This window comes from Luteimonas colneyensis, assembly GCF_014836665.1.
Classification (GTDB): Bacteria; Pseudomonadota; Gammaproteobacteria; order Xanthomonadales; family Xanthomonadaceae; genus Luteimonas; species Luteimonas colneyensis.
On record NZ_JACSQJ010000001.1, the window covers coordinates 509076 to 526519 of the forward strand.

The window sequence follows — 17444 nt, forward strand, 5'->3', positions numbered from 1 at the left end:
GGTCCGCGGCGGCCACCACGCCTCAGGCGCCGGCCTGCACCCTGCGCGGCACGCTCAGCGCCGGGATCACCAGGGTGGTGTATTCCTCGTAATGCGCCGAGGGCAGGTCCGCGAGCGCAAGGCGGTCCATCCGCGGCGCATCGATCGGCAGCTGCGCCGCCTCGTACAGCACCACCTCGTGGTCGGCGGGATACCAGCGCAGCAGCTTGTCGACCAGGGCCTGCAGACCTTCCGGTTCGGCGTGCAGCCGGGTGCACGAGAGATCTCCGGCCAGCGTCACCTGCCACAGCAGCACCAGCGCGGCGGTGTCCGGTTCGCGGTCGTGGATCATGAAGTGCGTGGCCTCGAGCGACTGCACGCCGCGCAGTCCCGGGTCCAGGCCGAGGTCGGCGTACAGGCAGGCTTCGGCGGAGATCCCGGGTTCCATGCGCGCCGGCAGGCCCAGCGCGCGCGTCCTGCGCACCACCGCATGCGGCACGTCGGCGAAGACGCCCGGGTGGCCGTAGAACACCGCGCAGACCCGCCGACCGGCCTCGACCGCGGCCATGATCGCGGCCTCGATCTCGCGGTAGGTCTCCCGACGGTCCTTGCCCGGCGCGTAGTGGACGCCGAGGTTGACGGCGTCGGGCCGGAAGCCGTGGATCATCCCCAGCGCGAACGGATCGACCAGGCAGAACACCACCTCGGCCTCGCGGATCTCCGACAGCGTGCGCTCGCTGGCGTGGCGCCCGAACTGGATGCCGCTGCCCACCACCACCAGCGATCCGCTGGGCCCCGCCTCCGGCTGCTCCACCCCGCGCGCGCGCACCACCCGGTCGCGCCCGCCGTGCTTGGCGCGGTACAGCGCCTGGTCGGCGTTGTGGATGAGCTGTTCGAGCGTGGGTGTGCTGCCGTCGTACTGGCTCACGCCGGCGCTGAGGTTGAAGCTGAAGGTCTGCCCGAACACGGTGATCGGCTCCATCCGCTCGCGCAGGCGCTGCAGCAGCGCTTCGGCGTCGGCGGCGGTTCCCTGCAACAGGATCGTGAACTCGTCGCCGCCGCTGCGGCCGGCGATCGCACGGGCCCCGACGATCCCGCTGATCCAGCCACCGAGCGAACGCAGCGCCTCGTCGCCCGCCGCATGGCCGTAGCGATCGTTGACCTGCTTGAAGAGGTCGATGTCGGCGATGACGGCGGTGAACGGACGGCCCTCCTGGCGCGCGCGCCGGAAGGCCTCGCCGCCGCGCTTGCGCACCTGCTGGTAGTTGAACAGGCCGGTCAGCCCGTCGCGCTCGGACTGATGGCGGTAGCGGCCGCGCTCGCGCGAACTGTGCCGCAGCAGCAGGAGCAGCAGCAGCGCGGTGACCATCAGGCCGAACATGCCCATGCCGAGCAGCCACTGCCGGCGCTGGGTGGCGGTGACCTGCAGCGCGGCCAGCTCCTTTTCGGCTTCGAGCAGCGCGATCTGGTGCTCCTTCAGCTGCGTGTCGAATTCCACCTGGAGATAGGCCAGGCGGCGCTCTCGGGATTCACGCTCGGCGACTTCCTGGGCGTCCATCGCCCGACGCAGATGGGTCAGCGCCCCGCCTTCGTCGCCGCGCTGCTCCGCAAGCCTCGCGAGAAGGCGTTCGGTCTCGGCCACCGCGAGCTCGGTCTTCTGTCCGCGGTAGTACTCCAGCGTTTCGAGCAGCATGGACTCGGCGTGCTCGAGTTCCCGGTCCAGCGAGATGAGGTTGCCGGCCAGCTCCAGCCGCGCGCTCCAGCTGCCGGCTGCAAAGCCCGTCGCCTCGAATTCGGCCAGCGCCTGGCGCGACCAGTCCAGGGCCTCAAGGGGGCGGCCCTGGGCCGCGACCATCTTGCCGACGCCGTACTTGGCGTTGGCGACAAAGACGCGGTCGCCGGCGGCCTGGCAGGCGTCCATCTGGCGCCGCCTCCAGCCCTCGGCTTCGACGTAGTTGCCCGCATGGTCCTCGGCCATCGCGAGGTCGGCAAGCGCCAGGCAGCGCCCGCGCGCATCACCCTCCGCCTGGACCGCATCCAGGGCCTGTCGCGCGAGGTCGCGTGCCTTGCCGATCTCACCCACCAGCGTATGCAGGTAGCTGGCGGCTCCGAGCAGGCCGGGGGCGCCTTCCGGCGCATCGGGCAGGTATTCCAGGCCCTCGCTCAGCCAGCCGAAGGCCCGCGGCCAGTCCTCGACGTTGGCGGCGATGCTGATCGCGGTGGTGTAGGCGCGCACCCGCAGCGCGGCCGGCATCTCCGCCTGCTGCAGCAGGCGGGAGAAGCCCTGCAGCGCGGCAGGCTCCTTGCCGGCCAGCCCGAGGTTGCGCAGGCGCACGAACTCGATCCGGGCGCGCTGCTCCGGCGTGAGTTCATCCAGGCGCGAAGCCAGGTCGTCGAGCCTGCGATCGGATTCACGCCAGTGCGTGGAGATCGCCAGCCGCTCGATCTCCGCGACCTCCGCTTCCAGCCCGTCGTCGGCAAGCACCGGCGCGGCTGCCAGCACCAGCACGAGGACGGCGGCAATGCGGGCCAGCCGGCACATGGGCGCGGGGCGTCGGCGGACGGCGGCGAAGACGGCGGTCAGTACGCCTTGACGATGTGGTTGGTCGCGAACTGGCCGTCGCTCAGCCCGGTCAGCTTCTTGATGGACGCGTAGTCCTTCGCCAGCATGGCCTTCTGCTCTTCGTCCGTGAGGCCGGCGCGGCTTACCACGGCGGCGGGGTCCTTCTCGTACTCCGCGGCCAGCGCGGCATCACTCGCAAGCTTCCTCATCAGGTCGAGCAGCGTCAGCATCTTCATGTCCCCGTTGATGTGCGAACATCCATGGCCGCTCCGGGACTCCCCAGCCCCTTCCCGGCCCTCGGCATCCGCCGACATTAGCACACGAAGGCGGACTCCCGGCGGTCGCAGCGGCGAGCATCGCGACCACCAGCATCGCGGCCATCGGCAGCGCATGCGTGCGTGCGGACATGGGGGCATGCTCGCAGGCGCTCCATGCCCGGCGCGTGGGCACGCGGCGCGATGGTCACGGCATGATCATTGCGGCGCTGCGAGCATCGGCGCCATGGCTTTGCGAGACATCACCGCCGCGCGCGGCCGCTACTTCGCCGGCGACGACCTGCCGATCCCCACCCCCGCGACACGCGAATGGAACATCGCGGTGTCCGACGGCCCCGTCGTCGCCACCGCGATCCACGATGGCCACCGCATCCGGCCCGCGCTGCGGCCCCTGCTGGCGCTGTCCGACGCGGCACGCTTCCGCGAGGAGGATCCGCTCACCGGCCTGCTCACCGCCGTTGGCGACGTACGCGTCCAGGTCCCGACCTCGCGCTTCGAGCTCGACCACAACCGGCCCCGCAAGGGCGCGGTGTACGCCGGACCGGACGACTGCTGGGGCCTGGAGGTGTGGCGACGACCACTGCCCGAGGCCGAGATCGCGCAGTCACTCGCCGGCTGGGACCGGTTCCGCTCGATGTTCGCGGAGCTCCTCGACCACCTGCTCGAACGCTGGGACGCCGTGCTGCTGGTCGACATCCACAGCTATAACCACCGCCGCGACGGACCCGATGCCGGCGCCGCGCCGCAGGACGACAATCCGGACATCGAACTGGGACTGACCACGGCCGATCCAGCGCGCTGGGGCGACGTGACCGCCCGCTTCGCCGACGCCTTGCGCGCCACGCCGATCGCCGGCCGCGTGCCGGACGTGCGCGCGAACGTGCGCTTCCCCACCGGCGGCGACTTCCCGGAATGGGTATACGCGCGCTGGGGCCACCGCGTATGCACGATCTCGCCCGAATACAAGAAGATCTTCATGGACGAGCACAGCGGCCAGGCGGACATCGCCGCGCTGTACGCCATGCGCGACGGGCTGCAGGCCGCGGTCGACGCCGTCCGCGACGACTTCAGGGCCGTCGGGTGAGCGCGGAGCACGACGCTGTGAAGCCACGTCCCCTGCCGCCGGTCGCTGCCGCGGTGGACGCGGCGCTGATCGAGCTCGACGCCGGGCTGGACTGGCTGATCGCGCTCACGCCGCTGGGCACCGACGCGCTCTGGGAGGACTTCGAAGCCTCCGGCCGCCGGCGGGTGGCCCCGCTGCGCTATGCCGAGCCGCCGGCGGGCCTCGACGCGATGCGCGAGCAACTGCTGGCGCTGCCGGTGGAGCGGATCGAGTCGCCGCTGCTGGCCGGCGTGCTCGGCGAGAAGCAGCGCGAACTCGCGCGCATGATCGAACTTGTGCGCCTGCGCGGCACCGACGGCTTCGTCGGCGCGAGCATCGACCTGTTCGGCGGCGTCGAGGCCGGGCTGCTGGCGCTGGCCCGCGACATCCTCGCCACCGTCGCCGACAGCGAGCCGCTGGAAGCCGACACCGGCGTCGACGCGGTGGTCGCCGCGGTCGAGGACGAAGTGGACTGGTACCGCGGGCGCGCGCCCGGCTTCAGCCTCGACGTGGTGGTCGACGCCGACATCGGCTCGCTGATGATGGTGTCCCACGGCCGCCTCTACCTCGATGCCCGCCTGCGCCTGCCGCGCGCGCGGCTGCAGCCGCTGGTGCAGCACGAGGTCGGCACCCACGTGCTCACGCGCCACAACGGCCTGCAGCAGCCGCTGCGCCAGCTTTCGGTGGGGCTTGCGCGCTACGACCCGCTGCAGGAAGGGCTGGGCGTGCTGGCCGAGTACCTGTCCGGCTACCTGCCGGGCGAACGGCTGCGGGTGCTGGCCGCGCGCGTGGTGGCCGCCGACATGGCGATCCACGGCGAGGACATCCCTGCCGTCTTCGCCTGCCTGCACGATGCGCACGGATTCTCCACCGCGGATGCCTTCGACATCGCGGTGCGCGCGCTCCGCGGCGGCGGCCTCACCAAGGACGCGGTCTACCTGCGCGGCCTGCGCGACCTGCTCGGGCACCTGCGCTCAGGCGGCAGCTTCGAGCTGCTGTTCTCCGGCAAGTTCGCGCTCGATCATCTCGCGGTGCTGGAGCAGCTCGCGGCCGCCGGCTGGGTGCTGCCGCCCGCCCTGCTGCCCCGCTACGCGCTGGCCGACGGCTTCGACGACGTGCTGGCGCGTGGACGGCAGGTTGGCGTCGCCGACCTGCACCACGTCCATCCCCCTTCCCCTGCCCCCGAGGAATCCGTGCCATGAGCGACCGCCCCCTGCGGCTTGGCTTCGTCGTCAACGACGTCGCCACCGAACAGGACAACTACACCACCATCCGCCTGGCGCGCACCGCGGCCAACCAGGGCCACCAGGTGGCGCTGATCGGCCTGGCCGACTTCATCTATGACGCCAACGGCTCCGTCTGCGCGATGGCGCATCTGCCCGCCGGTGACAGCTACGCCGACGACCAGGCGCTGCTCGACGAGATCCAGGGCGAGGAGGCCGCCACCCAGCGCATCAACGTCGAGGAGCTGGACGTGCTGATGCTGCGCAGCGACCCGGCCGAAGAACTGGTTGAGCGACCATGGGCCTCGAACAGCGCCCTGCTGTTCGCGCAGCTGGTGACGCGGCGCGGCGTGATCGTGCTCAACGATCCCTTCCACCTCACCAACGCCTCCAACAAGACCTATTTCCAGCACTTCCCCGAGGAGGTGCGCCCGGTCACCTGCATCAGCCGCGACGCCGACGAGCTGCGCGCCTTCATCGCCACCCACGGCGGCCGCGGCGTGATCAAGCCGCTGCAGGGCTCGGGCGGACACGGCGTGTTCGTGGTGAAGGATGGCGATGCCGCCAACCTCAACCAGATGATCGAGGCGGTGATCCGCGACGGCTACGCGATCGCGCAGGAGTACCTCCCAGGCGCCGCCGAGGGCGACCTGCGGCTGCTGACCCTCAACGGCCGGCCGTTGCGCGTCGACGGGCGCTACGCCTGCTTCCGCCGCTACAACGACAGCGGCGACGCGCGCAGCAACATCAGCGCCGGCGGCAAGATCGAGCTGGCCGAGCCCGACGCCGACGCGCTGCGGCTGGCCGAAGCGGTGGCGCCGAAGCTGATCCGCGACGGCATGTACCTGGCCGGCCTCGACATCGTCGGCGACAAGCTGATGGAGGTGAACGTGGACACGCCCGGCGGCATCAACATGGCCGAGGAGCTGACCGGCGTCGATTTCAGCAGCGCCATCATCGCGGACATGGCGCGCAAGGTGCGGCTGCGCGAGCAGTACCGTGGGATCCTGTCGAACGCCGAGCTCGCGGTGATGTAGCGGCCTCAGGCGCTGGCGGGCGTGGCGGCACGCCGCAGCAGGCGGCCGGCGTTCGCACCGGCGACGCCGGCCTCGAAGGCGGCCTGTCCGTTCACCAGCACCAGGTCGAAGCCTTCGGCCATCGCCGTGGGGTCCACGTAGTCGGCGCGGGCGTGCACGCGGTCCGGATCGAACAGCAGCAGGTCCGCCTTCGCGCCCTCGCGCACCAGGCCGCGGTCGCGCAGCCCGAGGATCGACGCCGGCAGCGAAGTCACCTTGCGCACGGCCTCCTCCAGCGGCACCCGTGCCTCGGCGGTGGCGAAGGACTCGATCCACTTCGCGAAGGTCCCCGCGCCGCGCGGATGGCTGCCGCCGGGCGAGCCGTCGCTCGCGATCGCGACGAAGGGCTCCAGCAGCAGGCGGTCCTGCAGCGCACGGTCCATGACGAAGTGCGCGGCCTGGCCGCCGCCCGGACCCTGCGCCACCAGCACCTCGACGAAGGGCCGGACCTCGGCCTCCGCCACCTGCGCCAGCGTGCGGCCGGCGTACGGCCCGGTGCCGAACAGCAGCGCGCCGGGGCCGTTGCGCTGCTGCATCCGCGCGGCCAGGTGCGCGCGCAGCTCGTCGCCGCGCGCGGCCACCACCGCCGCATAGTCGTTCGGCGGCAGCGCCCACTCGGGGAACAGGATGCCGATGCCGGTGTAGCTCGCCTCGTAGGGATAGGCGTCCGCGGTCGGGCTGTTGCCGGTGCCGCGCAGCCCGCGCAGGAAGTCCAGCAGCGCCTCCGCGGCGGCTTCGCCCTGGCCGTAGACCATCTTCAGGTGCGACACGTGGGCGCGCGCCGGCCCCGCGGCCTGCATGAGTTCGCGGATCGAGGCACGCACGTCGCCGGCGTCCTCCGAACGCATGTGGCTCATCACCACGCCGTCGGCGCGCGCGACCACGGGGCCCAGCGAGGCCAGCTCGCGCATCTCCGCGTAGCGGCCGGGCACGTACTCCAGCCCGGTCGACAGGCCGAAGGCGCCGGCGCGCAGGTCGGCGTCGAGCACCGCCTGCAGCCGCGCCAGCTGCGCGTCCGAAGGCCGGCGCGTGCCGTCGTCGATGCCGGCGCGGCGGCGCAGCGCGCCGTGGCCGGACAGCGTCGCCACGTTGACGCCGGGCGTGGCGGCCTCGACCGCGTCCATCCAGGCGGCGAGGCTGCCCGCCTCGCGCGCGGTGTCGGGCAGCGCGGGGCTGCCGCCATCCTGGCCGAGCACCACCGTGGTCACGCCCATCGCGAGGAACGGCGCGAACGCCACCTCCAGCGGATCGCCGTGCGTGTGCAGGTCGATGAAGCCGGGCGCCAGCACGCGACCGCCGCCGTCGACCACGCGCAGTCCCCGTGCGTCGGCCGCCGGCACGCGGCCGATGCGCTCGATGCTGTTCCCGCGCACCAGCACGTCGGCGCTTCGCGCAGGCGCGCCGCTGCCGTCGATGAGCCGCACGTCGCGCAGCAGCACGCCCGCGCCGGCCACCGGCATCCCGCGCGCGCCGGCCATCCCCGGCAGCGCCAGGCAGGCGGCCGTTGCCGCCATCGACGCCAGCACCCCGCGCCTGGACCACGTCCGCTGCCACATCGTGCCGCCCCTCCTGGTGGACCGGAGCCCACCTTAGCCGAGGCGCGGCCGGGTCACATCGGGTGCCGGCCCGCTGCAGGCCCCGCCTATGGGTTGGCCGTCAGCCCCGCCAGTTGGCGTGCGCGTCCCAAAACGCCACGGCGCGGCGGTAGGCCTCGCGATCGATCGGAACACCCGAACCGCCCTCCTCCACGCCCAGCGCGTTGCGCATCATCGTGATCGGCGCCATCGGGATTTCCTCGGGTTCGGCGGTGTACATGCAGCCGACCACGCCCCAGTCGGCGTCGATGGGCGTGCCCTCCTTCGCCATCTGCTCGCGGCTGTAGAGGATCACCACCAGGTAGTCGGCCACCGGCGGCTCGAGGCCTTCGAACCAGCGCACCAGCACCGGCAGCTCGTCGCGCGTGCGGGCCTCGTAGGCCGAGCGCAGCAGGTGGCGGTTGGCATCGGTGACCGGCACGGCCAGGCAGCGGGTCGAGGTCCAGTTGCGGTGCACGTGCAGCCTGCAGAACGGCGCGTAGCCGTCGAGCACCTTCAGCGGCGCGACGTCGTTGAGATGGCGTTCGAACTGCTCCGGCGTGCAGTCCTGGATGGTGTTGCGCCGCGATTCGCGCGGGAACAGGCGGGTGCGGGCGAAGCCGGTGAGGACGATGGACATGCCGTGATACTAGCCGGCCCGCGCGCCGGGCGACCGGCTGCGCGGCGGATCAGTCCCGGAATACCGGCTCCAGCAGCCGGAAGCTGCCGTCGTCCGCATCCATTTCCACCCGGCCACCCACCGGCACGATGAACTGCTCGCGGATGTGGCCGATCATCGCCCCGCGATAGGCCGGGATGCCGAGCGGACGGATGTAGTCGTCGAGGATCTCGTCGATGGTCAGCGAGCCGTAGCCGTCGCCCGGGTCGCAGTCGGTGCACTCGCCGAAGATGAAGCCCGCCAGGCCATCGAGCGCGCCCATCAGCCTGAGCGTGCTGAACATGCGGTCGATGCGGTAAGGCGCTTCGGACACGTCCTCGAGGAACAGGACCTTGCCGCGGAAGTCCGGCAGGTACGGCGATCCCGCCAGCGCCGTGAGCACCGTCAGGTTGCCGCCGACCAGCTCGCCCTGCGCGCGGCCGCCGGTGATGGTGAGCGTGCGGTTGCGGCGCGGCACCAGCTCGTCGCCGGCCTCGACGCGGTTGCGGTACACCATCGCCTCGCGCTCGAGGAACAGGCGTCGGAACTGGTCGGCGTTGAAGCCGTTCCAGCTGCCGGTGCCGTTCGGGCCGTGGAAGGTCACCAGCCCGGTACGCGCGTGGATGCCGCTGTGCAGGGCGGTGATGTCGGAATAGCCCAGCAGCACCTTCGGATGGGCGCGGATGGCGTCGTAGTCGAGCAGCGGCAGCAGGCGCGCGGCGCCGGAGCCACCGCGCACCGCGACCACCGCGCGCACCCCTGGATCGGCGAACGCGGCGTTGAGGTCGGCCGCGCGCGCGGCGTCGTCGCCTGCCAGGTGGCCGCGGCGCGCGGCGTAGTGCGCACCGGTCTTCACCCGGAAGCCGAGCGCTTCCATGACCTCGCGCGCGAGCTGCAGGTTCAGGCGTTCGTCGGTTGCCGAGGAGGGGCTGACCAGGGCGACGGTGTCGCCGCGGCGCAGCGGCACGGGCAGCAGGCGCCCGGGGGACGCCGCCGGCGCGTCCGCGACACCGCCCGCGATGCCGGCAAGAGGCAGCGCAAGGCCCGCGAGCGCGACGCCACCGAGGAAGTTCCGCCTGTCCATGTCCCGCTCCTGCACGTGCCAGCGCCGCAGTGTAGCGGCACGCGCCGCCGCGGGACGGCGTGTTCACGGGCACCGCCCTAGCCTGTCCCTCCCGTTCGCATCGCACAGGCCCCCCAATGACCTCCCACCCCGAACTCGCCACCGTCGCCAGCGTCGACATCGAGCGCTACATGGGCACCTGGTACGAGATCGCCAGGTTGCCCATGCGCCACGAGCCCGAGGACGCGACCGACGTCACCGCCACCTACTCGCTCAAGGACGACGGCAAGGTCGAGGTCCGCAACCGCATGCGCCGGCGGGGCGAGATCGAGGAGGCCATCGGCGAGGCCACGGCGCTGGACGATTCCGCCAGCCGCCTCGAGGTCAGCTTCCTGCCTGAAGGCCTGCGCTGGATCCCCTTCACCAAGGGCGACTACTGGATCATCGGCCTCGAGCCGGACTACAGCGTCGCGCTGGTCGGCAGCCCGGACCGCAAGTATCTGTGGCTGCTGGCGCGCACGCCGCGGATCGAGCCGACCACCCGTGCGCGCTACCTTGCGCTCGCACGCGCGCAGGGCTTCGACCTCTCGCCGCTGATCGAGACCCCGCAGAGCGCCTGAGTTCCCGCACCCGCGCCAGCGCGCCCGACGCTGGCGCCCGGAGGCCCGCGCCGTTATCGTGACGCCCCGCCCAGACGACGGCACCGGGAACAGACGCGTGAGCAAGCAGGCAGCCGATCCGGTCGCGCACGACGCGCCCACCCGCTGCGAGAACTGCGCCGCCACCCTGCATGGCGAGTTCTGCCATGCCTGCGGCCAGTCCGTGCACAACCCGATCCGGCACCTCGGCCATGCGGTCGAGGAGTTCTTCGAGGCGTTCTGGCATCTCGACGGGCGCGTCTTCCGCACCCTGCGCGACCTGTGGTCGCCGGGCAAGGTCGCGATCAACTACCTGGCGGGCCATCGCGCGCGCTACATCGCGCCGCTGCGCATGTTCGTGGTGCTCAGCGTGCTCACCTTCTTCGTCGGCGCGGTGGTCGTGCACGTGGACGACGGCGGCATCGACACCAACGCCGTCGAGGGCATCGCCTCGGCCACGACGGTGGCGGAGGTCGAGCGCGTCCGCGACGGATTGCTGGCCGGCATCGAGCAGGCGCGCATCGAAGCCGGCAACACGCCGGGCGTCGACCCCGCGCTGGTCGTGGCCGAAGTGCGCATCCAGAGCGCCGCCGCCAACCGCATCCTCGAGCTCGAAGGCAAGCCGCCGGTGCAGGCCGGCGCCGACGCAGACGCCGGCAGCGCGCCCGCCGCACGGACGCCGCGGCGCCTGCAGCTGAACATGCTCGGCCATCGCGGCGAATGGCATCCCACGGACAATCCCTTCATCGTCGGCTGGTGGCCCGGGTTCGCCAACGACTGGCTCAACCGCAAGCTCGGCAACCTCGAAAAAAACATGCAGTCGCTTGGCGACGGCAGCGCGGACAGGTGGGTGCAGGAGATGATGGCCGCCGCGCCGTCCGCGCTGTTCCTGCTGGTGCCGGTGTTCGCGCTCCTGCTCAGGATCGCCTACCTGTTCACTGGCCGCGTCTATCTCGAACACCTGGTCGTGGCGCTGTACAGCCACATCTTCCTGCTGATCATGCTGACCCTGGCCTTCGTGCTCTCGGCGGCCAACAGCTGGGTCGCATCGACCGCCGGCAGCCTGGCCCTGCGCGCGTGCTCCGCCGCGGTCATGGTGTGGATGCCGCTCTACCTGCTGCTGATGCAGAAGCGCGTCTACGGCCAGGCCTGGTGGCTGACCCTGCTCAAGTACCTGGTGATCGGCACCATCTACTTCATGATGCTGCTGGTGGCGACGATGCTGGTGTTCCTGGCCCGGTTGACCACGGCCTGATCGAGGCGGGCGCGGCCCCGCCGCGCGGCGGGCCCGTCAGCAGGCCCGCCGCCCCCCCTCAGAACCGGACTTCGGCCCCGAACATCAGGGTGTCGGCACGGTTGACCTCGTAGTACCCATCGCCCCAGTAGTAGCTGTCGAAGTACACGTAGTTCGTGTAGGTCAGGCCGAGGTTGACGTGGCGGTTGATGTCGACGCCCAGGCCGAGCCCGAAGTAGCCGCCGTCGACGTCCATGCCGTAGTCGCCCTTCTCCTCGGCGCTCCAGTATCCGGCGCGCACCAGGGCGTAGACCGGGCTGCTGCGTCCGAAGTTGAAGCGGGCGTTGACGCCGATGCTGCCGTAGTCCACCTCCGCGACCTCGAAGCCGCCCTCCGACGCCGCGCCGAGTTCACCGCGGGCGAGTTCGATCCCGACCAGGGTCACCGAACCCGCCTGCCAGCGATAGCCGGCGTTGAGTTCGCGGGCCGACTGGTCGATGTCGTCGTAGACCCAGCCGCGGCCGCCCTTGGCCCCCAGGAAGAATCCGCCGCGACCCTCTTCGTAGGCGTATCCCGCATCCTGGACAGCGGCCGGGGGCGCGTCGACGTGGACGGCGGGCGCCACCTGCGCGGCGGTGGCGGCGGCGGGCGCCGCCTGCGCAGCAGTGGCGGTGGGCGCGGTCTCGACCGGCGCCGGGATGCGCTTGGCCGGATCGGGTTCCTGCCGGGCGGGAGGCTGCCAGGCCTCCACGGGTCGGGTCTGGGCGCTCGCCGACGCGGATGCGGCCATGGCGGCCACGATAAAGGCGGCCGTCGCGGCCGCCTGTCTGCTGTACTTCATGTCGTCCCCTTCAATGGATGTCGTGCACGGTCGGCATGCCTGCCTTCCTGGCGTGCAGCCGCATCCAAGCAGGAGACGTGCCAGCGCCGCCGCCCTGCGCAGGGCGGCGGCGCTGGACCCACGATGGCAACAAGCGTCGTAGCAGGTCATGCACGCCGCGCCCTGAGCGCCGCGCCTGGCCGCCCCGGTCTTGCGCCGCCGCCGTCACATCACCGCGCGCGGTCCATCGTAGCCGACCGCTTCCGTCGGCTCAGCAGACGCGACGACCGCATCGGCATCGCCCCCCGCCGCCGGCGCCTGCAGCTGGCCAATGCGCTCGGCGTGGGCCCGAAGCCTAGGCAGCACTTCCTCGGCCAGTGGCCCGCCCGCGCCACCCCGTTCGACCTCGCGCTCGTACAGGCGGATGGTCCTGCGATGGCACTTCGACATGTGTTTCAGCCAGGCGCGGTCATAGGCCTCGCCCTGCAGCAGGTCGATCGCGTGCAGGTCAGCGAGCTGGCGGTCGTCCGGTTCGGCCAGGTCCAGGCCCGACGCGTCGGCGAGGTCGCGGTTATGCCCGCCCTGGTCGTGCTCCAGCTGCTGCGCGAACGCGCGCACGTCCGCCGAGGCCGCGCGCAGCTGGGCCGACTGCGCCGCGGCGACGTCGGCGATGCCCGACTGCAGCGCCTGCTGGAAGAAGGACTGCTTCGGCGGCTGTTTCGAAAGCGCCTTCCAGGCGGCGTAACCGGCACCGGCGACGACGCCGAGCTTGATGAGTCGTCCGAGCATGGAGGTCTCCTGGGACTTGTTGCGGTGGGGACAACCAGAACACCAGCCGGTGGATTCGTGAGGCGTGAAGCCGCCGTTATCCGCGCCGCGACGACGATGAACAGTCCCCGCAAGGACGCTCGCGCATTCTTCACACGGCTCGCGTTGACGCATGTCTCATCGGCCACGCCGATACTGCGGACATGCCCGAAGGCCCTTCCATCGTCATCCTCCGCGAGGCCGCGGCGAAGTTCGCAGGTCGCAAGGTCCTGCGGGTCTCGGGCAACAGTACGCAGGACATCGCGCGCATGCAGGGGCGCAAGGTCCTGGCCGTATGCAGCTGGGGAAAGCATTTCCTGCTGCAGTTCGACGGCTTCGGCCTGCGCATCCACTTCCTGCTGTTCGGCAGCTGGCGCATCGATGAAGAACGCGAGCGTCCGCCACGGCTGTCGCTCGGCTTCAGCAAGGGCGAGACGCTGAACTTCTATGCCTGTTCGGTGCGCTTCCTCGAGGGCGACCTCGACGCCCACTACGACTGGAGCGCCGACGTCATGGCCGACGCATGGGACGCCGGCGCCGCGCGTCGCAAGCTGCGCGCCGAGCCCGGGGTGATCGCCGCCGACGCGCTGCTCGACCAGGACGTGTTCGCCGGCGTCGGCAACATCATCAAGAACGAGGTACTGCATCGCATCCGCGTGCACCCGGAAAGCCCGGTTGGCGCGCTGCCGCCCCGCAAGCTGGGTGAGCTGGTCACCCAGGCGCGCGAATACAGCCTCGACTTCTACCGCTGGAAGAAGGCCTTCGAGCTGAAAAAGCACTACCAGGTTCATACGAAGACGACCTGCCCGCGCGACGGCACCCGCCTGTCGTATCGCAAGCACCTCGGCCAGACCAGGCGCCGCGCGTTCTGGTGCGACACCTGCCAGAGGCTGTACGACGGCAGCTGAAGTCACGCGGTTCGCGACCGCGGCGGACCATCCACCCGCCGGTCAGGCGCGCGCGTCGGCGCGCTCCACCCGGAAGTCGATCGGCTTGTAGCTGAAATTGTTCGACTGCCCGGCCGAACAGGCCGTCATCGCCACCACCAGCGGCATTTCGGCACGCAGGCGGATGTGGTCGCCAGGGCGGCTGAGCGGCGGAAGCACGGCAACGGCGCCGGTGGCGGGGTCCATGGTGACGTGCATGAAGATGTTGAAGGCCACCGGCACCCGGTCGCGCCCGATGCCCCACGGGGCCAGCGCTGCCGCAAGGTTGCCCTCGCAGCCCGGACGGCCTGGCTGCTCGCCGTAAAGCTTCTCGAACATCTCCTTCGAACACGGCGTCAGGGTGAAGTCGTGGCGCCCGCAGGTGTCCTCGACGATGGTGAACATCGGTCGGCTACGGTTGGAGTACAGCATGTCGCCGGTGCTCAGCCAGAGCTTCGACGCGTAGTCGATCGACCGGCCGGAGGAGAGGTATTCCTCGAGGTCGTCGCGGGCGAAGGCGGTCAGGTCGCTGACCTGCTGGCCCATCGGGTCGATGACGACGAGCTCGTCGCCGGCCGCCAGTTCGATCGCTCGGCCCGAACAGGGCGGTATGCGCTCGACCGCCCCGGCCTGCGCCGCGCCCGTCATCGCCTGGACCTCGCGCGGAACGGGCAGACCCAGCCGGAATCGACCGCGCGGCCGCTGTACTGCCGCGCTTCCGACGCACGGCCGAAGTCGGCGAGGTTGGGATTGATCGAGCCTTGCAGGGCGATGTCGCGCCCGCGCGTGGCGGCCTGCATCTTCGCGTAGCGGCCGTCCGCGCGCAGCTGCTCGAACTGGCGATGGGAATTGAAGACCAACGCCGGGAACGGCAGGCGGCGTGCCAGGCGCGAAGCGCCTCCATGCAGGCCGATCACGAAGAACGGATGGCCCGCGAGGCTCAGGCTGAAGCGCGGGTCGCTCGGATCGGGCGTGACGTCGGGTGCCCAGCGGGTCCCGCGCGCAGCATCCAGGTCGTGCAGGCGCTGCAGCTGCGACCAGAGCAGGGCCTCGAAGCGCTGCTCCCCGGTGTCGCCCGGGCCGTCGAACAGCGCGGCGAACGACCTCACCGTGGTGGCGCCATCGCGCTCGGCGTCGAGGTGGCGACCGAAGGCCGCGAGCGCACCAAGCAGTGGAGCGTCGTTGTCGCGCTCGCCGAGGCGGTCGAGTTCCAGCGTCTCGATCGCGCCTCGCGCAAGCGCCGCTTTGGACCCCACGCAGGGAAACGCGGGATCGGCGACATGGTCGAGGAAGGTCTGTGTCAGGTGGCCGCCGCGGTGCACGGGGCGTTGCAGGGGGAGGGTCTTCATTCCTCCACCCTAGCGGTGGCGGCGCGAGCGTAAGGTGAGTCCACCGGTGGCGAACCACCCACGCGCGCCCGGCAAGGAGGTGGGTCAGCCTCGATTCACCGTCTGGCCGCCGGTCCCACTGGCGAAAGCCTGTGGGAGGCATCACTGCACACCACCACCCCGCCATCCGTGGATGCTTCGCCCACCACCTGCACGCGCATGCCCACGCTCAGGGCCTGCGCGTCCACGGCGGCCGCCTTGCAGAGGTTCCAGCGCGCGGGCAGCTCCACCGGCACGTGGCCACGGTCGCCGGCGTCGACCTGGATCACGGCGTTGCCGTCGTAGGTCCAGGGCTGCAGGTCGATCGACACGATCGTGCCCTCCAGCTGCGCGGCGCCGGCTGAAGGCGCCTGCCCGGTCGTGGCACAGGATGCGAGCAGCACGGTCGCGGCGAGGGCAAGGGCGGGATGGCGAGGCAGGGCAGCGAGGAGCATCGGAATTCCCGGGATCGACGGTGGCGCGAGCTTAGCGTCCGCGCGCGCAGGCGGCGTCAAGGCGGCAAGTGCGCGATCATGGGCGCACCTCGCCGGACGTTCTGCCGTGCCCGACCCTGTTTCCCCCAAGCGCCTCGGCCGCAGGCCCTCGATCACGCGCGAAGACCTGATCGCCGCCGCGCTGGCGCTGCTCGGCCCCAACCGCAGCGTCTCGACGCTGGGACTGCGCGAGGTCACGCGCGAGGCGGGCATCGCGCCCAACAGCTTCTATCGCCACTTCCGCGACATCGACGAACTGGCGGTCACCCTCATCGAACGCGCCGGCACCTCGCTGCGCGCGGTCATCGGCCAGGCGCGCCACCGGGCCACCAGCGGCCACGGCGTGGTCCGCGGCTCGGTCGAGGCCTTCTTCGAGCGGCTGCGCGCCGACGACCGCTTCCTGCACCTGCTGCTTCGCGAAGGGCTGGCCGGATCCGACGCCTACAAGCAGGCCGTCGACGCCCAGCTGCGCTTCTTCGAGGAGGAGCTGTGCGTGGACCTGGTCCGGCTCGCCGATGCCGCCGGCACGCCGCTGCACGCGCCCGACCTCGTGGCGCGCGCCATCACCCGCCTGGTCTTCGCCGTCGGCGCAAGCGCGATGGACCTGCCGCCCGAGCGCGACCGGGAACAGATCGACGCCCTGACCACCATGGTCCGGATGATCGTGGTGGGCGCGCGCCGGATGCACGCCGGCCACCGCTGAGCGCGGTTCCGGGTCAGGGAGCCGCCGGCACTGCACGTCGCAGCGCGCACGTCCCCTGCAGTGCCACGAAGCTGCGTGGTGCACCGGTCAGCGGATCCTCGAAGTGCAGTGCCTGCGCCAGCAGCTGCAGCGGACGGGCGTGGTCGTCGTCGCCGCGTTCGCGCAGCGCGGGATACGTATGGTCTCCCAGGATCGGCGCACCCAGCGCCGCCATGTGCACGCGCAGCTGGTGCTTGCGCCCGGTCACCGGCTCGAGGCGGTAGCGCCAGGACGCGTCGCCACGCTCGACCACCTCGACCACGCTTTCGCTGTTGGGCTCGCCGGGCACCTCGCGCATCCGGAAGAACGGCTCACCGCGCTCCAGCCGGCTGCGGCGCACGTGCGGGAACGACAGGCCGGGCAGCGGCGGCGCCAGCGCGAGGTAGCGCTTGCGGATCCGGCGCTCGCGGAACAGTGCCTGGTAGCGTCCGCGACTTGCGGGATCGGCCGAGAACATGACCAGTCCCGCGGTCTCGCGGTCGATGCGGTGCAGCGGCACCAGCGCCGGGTTGCCGAGCCGCTGCACCAGCCGGGTCAGCAGCGTCTCCCGCACCCAGGCGCCGGTGGGCGCGACCGGCAGGAAGTGCGGCTTGTCGACGACCACCAGGTGCGCGTCGGCGTGCACGATGGTCTCGACGAAGGGGATGGCCGGTTCGTCGGCGACCTCGCGGAAGTAGTGCACCTCCGCGCCCGGCCTGCAGGCGGCCGAGGCGGGCAGCTCGCGACCTTCGGCATCCAGCACGCGGCCACGCTCGAAGCGGTCGTGCCAGGTGTGCTGCGGCACCTGCGGGAAACGCGCGCACAGCGCTTCGAACACGGTGGCCCACGGGCCCGGCGGGAGCTGCAGGCGGCTGGCGGGAATGCCGTCGCGGGTGGGGCGCGTCCTCATCCGCGCAGCTTAGC

At 71.5% G+C, this 17444-nt stretch carries 18 protein-coding genes; 7 read left to right on the forward strand and 11 right to left on the reverse strand.

Annotated elements, in window-relative coordinates; all coding sequences use genetic code 11:
• Positions 1–22: 22 nt before the first annotated feature.
• Both H9645_RS02255 and H9645_RS02260 read right to left on the reverse strand, forming a co-directional pair.
• On the reverse strand, positions 23–2521 hold the full coding sequence (locus H9645_RS02255) for a diguanylate cyclase (RefSeq protein WP_191728096.1): 2499 nt from the start codon (positions 2519–2521) through the stop codon (positions 23–25).
• A gap of 38 nt (positions 2522–2559) precedes the next feature.
• On the reverse strand, positions 2560–2778 hold the full coding sequence (locus H9645_RS02260; RefSeq protein WP_225217911.1) for a hypothetical protein: 219 nt from the start codon (positions 2776–2778) through the stop codon (positions 2560–2562).
• Positions 2779–3043: 265 nt separating this feature from the next.
• Between H9645_RS02260 and H9645_RS02265 the strand changes: the two genes are divergently transcribed.
• Genes H9645_RS02265 through H9645_RS02275 form a run of 3 tightly spaced genes read left to right on the forward strand, consistent with a single transcriptional unit; the run spans position 3044 to position 6179 of the window.
• Complete coding sequence (locus tag H9645_RS02265) at positions 3044–3901, forward strand: N-formylglutamate amidohydrolase (protein ID WP_191728097.1); 858 nt, start codon at positions 3044–3046, stop codon at positions 3899–3901.
• A 17-nt stretch (positions 3902–3918) separates the two neighbouring features.
• Positions 3919–5121 (forward strand): peptidase MATCAP family protein, encoded by a 1203-nt coding sequence (locus H9645_RS02270; protein ID WP_191728098.1) that lies wholly within the window; start codon positions 3919–3921, stop codon positions 5119–5121.
• A complete protein-coding gene (locus H9645_RS02275) occupies positions 5118–6179 on the forward strand; it encodes a glutathione synthetase (RefSeq protein WP_225217912.1) in 1062 nt (353 codons plus the stop codon). Before H9645_RS02270 ends, H9645_RS02275 begins: the two co-directional genes overlap by 4 nt.
• 5 nt (positions 6180–6184) lie before the next feature.
• On the opposite strand, the gene H9645_RS02280 is transcribed toward H9645_RS02275, so the two are convergent.
• The 3 genes from H9645_RS02280 to H9645_RS02290 form a co-directional block, all read right to left on the reverse strand.
• Positions 6185–7732, reverse strand: a complete 1548-nt coding sequence (locus tag H9645_RS02280; RefSeq protein WP_191728099.1) for an N-acyl-D-amino-acid deacylase family protein — start codon at positions 7730–7732, stop codon at positions 6185–6187.
• 142 nt (positions 7733–7874) lie between these two features.
• Complete coding sequence (locus tag H9645_RS02285; RefSeq protein ID WP_191728100.1) at positions 7875–8432, reverse strand: DUF3228 family protein; 558 nt, start codon at positions 8430–8432, stop codon at positions 7875–7877.
• Positions 8433–8481: 49 nt separating this feature from the next.
• Positions 8482–9534 carry a S66 peptidase family protein gene (locus H9645_RS02290; RefSeq protein WP_191728101.1) on the reverse strand — a complete coding sequence of 351 codons (1053 nt, stop codon included), beginning with the start codon at positions 9532–9534 and terminating at the stop codon, positions 8482–8484.
• A 116-nt stretch (positions 9535–9650) separates the two neighbouring features.
• On the opposite strand from H9645_RS02290, the gene H9645_RS02295 reads away from it, so the two are divergent.
• A complete protein-coding gene (locus H9645_RS02295) occupies positions 9651–10133 on the forward strand; it encodes a lipocalin family protein (RefSeq protein ID WP_191728102.1) in 483 nt (160 codons plus the stop codon).
• 97 nt (positions 10134–10230) lie between these two features.
• Positions 10231–11406: a DUF3667 domain-containing protein gene (locus H9645_RS02300; protein ID WP_191728103.1), complete on the forward strand. Its 1176-nt coding sequence runs from the start codon at positions 10231–10233 to the stop codon at positions 11404–11406.
• Between the two features lie 58 nt (positions 11407–11464).
• On the opposite strand, the gene H9645_RS02305 is transcribed toward H9645_RS02300, so the two are convergent.
• Positions 11465–12226: an outer membrane protein gene (locus tag H9645_RS02305; protein WP_225217913.1), complete on the reverse strand. Its 762-nt coding sequence runs from the start codon at positions 12224–12226 to the stop codon at positions 11465–11467.
• Between the two features lie 204 nt (positions 12227–12430).
• Entirely contained in the window at positions 12431–12994 is a 564-nt protein-coding gene (locus H9645_RS02310; protein WP_191728104.1) for a DUF4142 domain-containing protein, read from the reverse strand.
• 182 nt (positions 12995–13176) lie between these two features.
• Here H9645_RS02310 and H9645_RS02315 point away from each other — a divergent pair, with 182 nt between their 5' ends.
• Positions 13177–13920 carry a DNA-formamidopyrimidine glycosylase family protein gene (locus H9645_RS02315; RefSeq protein ID WP_191728105.1) on the forward strand — a complete coding sequence of 248 codons (744 nt, stop codon included), beginning with the start codon at positions 13177–13179 and terminating at the stop codon, positions 13918–13920.
• Between the two features lie 42 nt (positions 13921–13962).
• On the opposite strand, the gene H9645_RS02320 is transcribed toward H9645_RS02315, so the two are convergent.
• From H9645_RS02320 to H9645_RS02330, 3 genes are all read right to left on the reverse strand, one after another.
• Positions 13963–14586, reverse strand: coding sequence for a DUF1989 domain-containing protein (locus H9645_RS02320; RefSeq protein ID WP_191728106.1), 624 nt, complete (start codon positions 14584–14586; stop codon positions 13963–13965).
• Positions 14583–15287 carry a guanitoxin biosynthesis heme-dependent pre-guanitoxin N-hydroxylase GntA gene (gntA, locus tag H9645_RS02325; RefSeq protein WP_191728107.1) on the reverse strand — a complete coding sequence of 235 codons (705 nt, stop codon included), beginning with the start codon at positions 15285–15287 and terminating at the stop codon, positions 14583–14585. The genes H9645_RS02320 and gntA overlap by 4 nt, the downstream gene beginning before the upstream one ends.
• A 95-nt stretch (positions 15288–15382) precedes the next feature.
• Entirely contained in the window at positions 15383–15760 is a 378-nt protein-coding gene (locus H9645_RS02330) for a hypothetical protein (RefSeq protein WP_191728108.1), read from the reverse strand.
• Between the two features lie 106 nt (positions 15761–15866).
• Here H9645_RS02330 and fabR point away from each other — a divergent pair, with 106 nt between their 5' ends.
• Positions 15867–16502, forward strand: a complete 636-nt coding sequence (gene fabR / locus H9645_RS02335) for an HTH-type transcriptional repressor FabR (protein WP_191728109.1) — start codon at positions 15867–15869, stop codon at positions 16500–16502.
• Positions 16503–16515: 13 nt separating this feature from the next.
• Here the strand turns inward: fabR and H9645_RS02340 are convergent, their stop codons facing one another.
• The gene (locus H9645_RS02340) at positions 16516–17430 is read right to left on the reverse strand and encodes a pseudouridine synthase (protein WP_191728110.1); all 915 of its coding nucleotides are present in this window, start codon (positions 17428–17430) and stop codon (positions 16516–16518) included.
• Between the last annotated feature and the right edge of the window lie 14 nt (positions 17431–17444).

Coding starts and splice junctions, on each gene's coding strand:
- H9645_RS02320 (WP_191728106.1), bottom strand. CDS start 14,586: ATGACGGGCGCGGCGCAGGCCGGGGCGGTCGAGCGCATACCGCCCTGT.
- H9645_RS02315 (WP_191728105.1), top strand. CDS start 13,177: ATGCCCGAAGGCCCTTCCATCGTCATCCTCCGCGAGGCCGCGGCGAAG.
- H9645_RS02290 (WP_191728101.1), bottom strand. CDS start 9,534: ATGGACAGGCGGAACTTCCTCGGTGGCGTCGCGCTCGCGGGCCTTGCG.
- H9645_RS02285 (WP_191728100.1), bottom strand. CDS start 8,432: ATGTCCATCGTCCTCACCGGCTTCGCCCGCACCCGCCTGTTCCCGCGC.
- H9645_RS02260 (WP_225217911.1), bottom strand. CDS start 2,778: ATGAAGATGCTGACGCTGCTCGACCTGATGAGGAAGCTTGCGAGTGAT.
- gntA (WP_191728107.1), bottom strand. CDS start 15,287: ATGAAGACCCTCCCCCTGCAACGCCCCGTGCACCGCGGCGGCCACCTG.
- H9645_RS02280 (WP_191728099.1), bottom strand. CDS start 7,732: ATGGCGGCAACGGCCGCCTGCCTGGCGCTGCCGGGGATGGCCGGCGCG.
- H9645_RS02275 (WP_225217912.1), top strand. CDS start 5,118: ATGAGCGACCGCCCCCTGCGGCTTGGCTTCGTCGTCAACGACGTCGCC.
- H9645_RS02295 (WP_191728102.1), top strand. CDS start 9,651: ATGACCTCCCACCCCGAACTCGCCACCGTCGCCAGCGTCGACATCGAG.
- H9645_RS02310 (WP_191728104.1), bottom strand. CDS start 12,994: ATGCTCGGACGACTCATCAAGCTCGGCGTCGTCGCCGGTGCCGGTTAC.
- H9645_RS02265 (WP_191728097.1), top strand. CDS start 3,044: ATGGCTTTGCGAGACATCACCGCCGCGCGCGGCCGCTACTTCGCCGGC.
- H9645_RS02255 (WP_191728096.1), bottom strand. CDS start 2,521: ATGTGCCGGCTGGCCCGCATTGCCGCCGTCCTCGTGCTGGTGCTGGCA.
- H9645_RS02340 (WP_191728110.1), bottom strand. CDS start 17,430: ATGAGGACGCGCCCCACCCGCGACGGCATTCCCGCCAGCCGCCTGCAG.
- H9645_RS02305 (WP_225217913.1), bottom strand. CDS start 12,226: ATGAAGTACAGCAGACAGGCGGCCGCGACGGCCGCCTTTATCGTGGCC.
- H9645_RS02330 (WP_191728108.1), bottom strand. CDS start 15,760: ATGCTCCTCGCTGCCCTGCCTCGCCATCCCGCCCTTGCCCTCGCCGCG.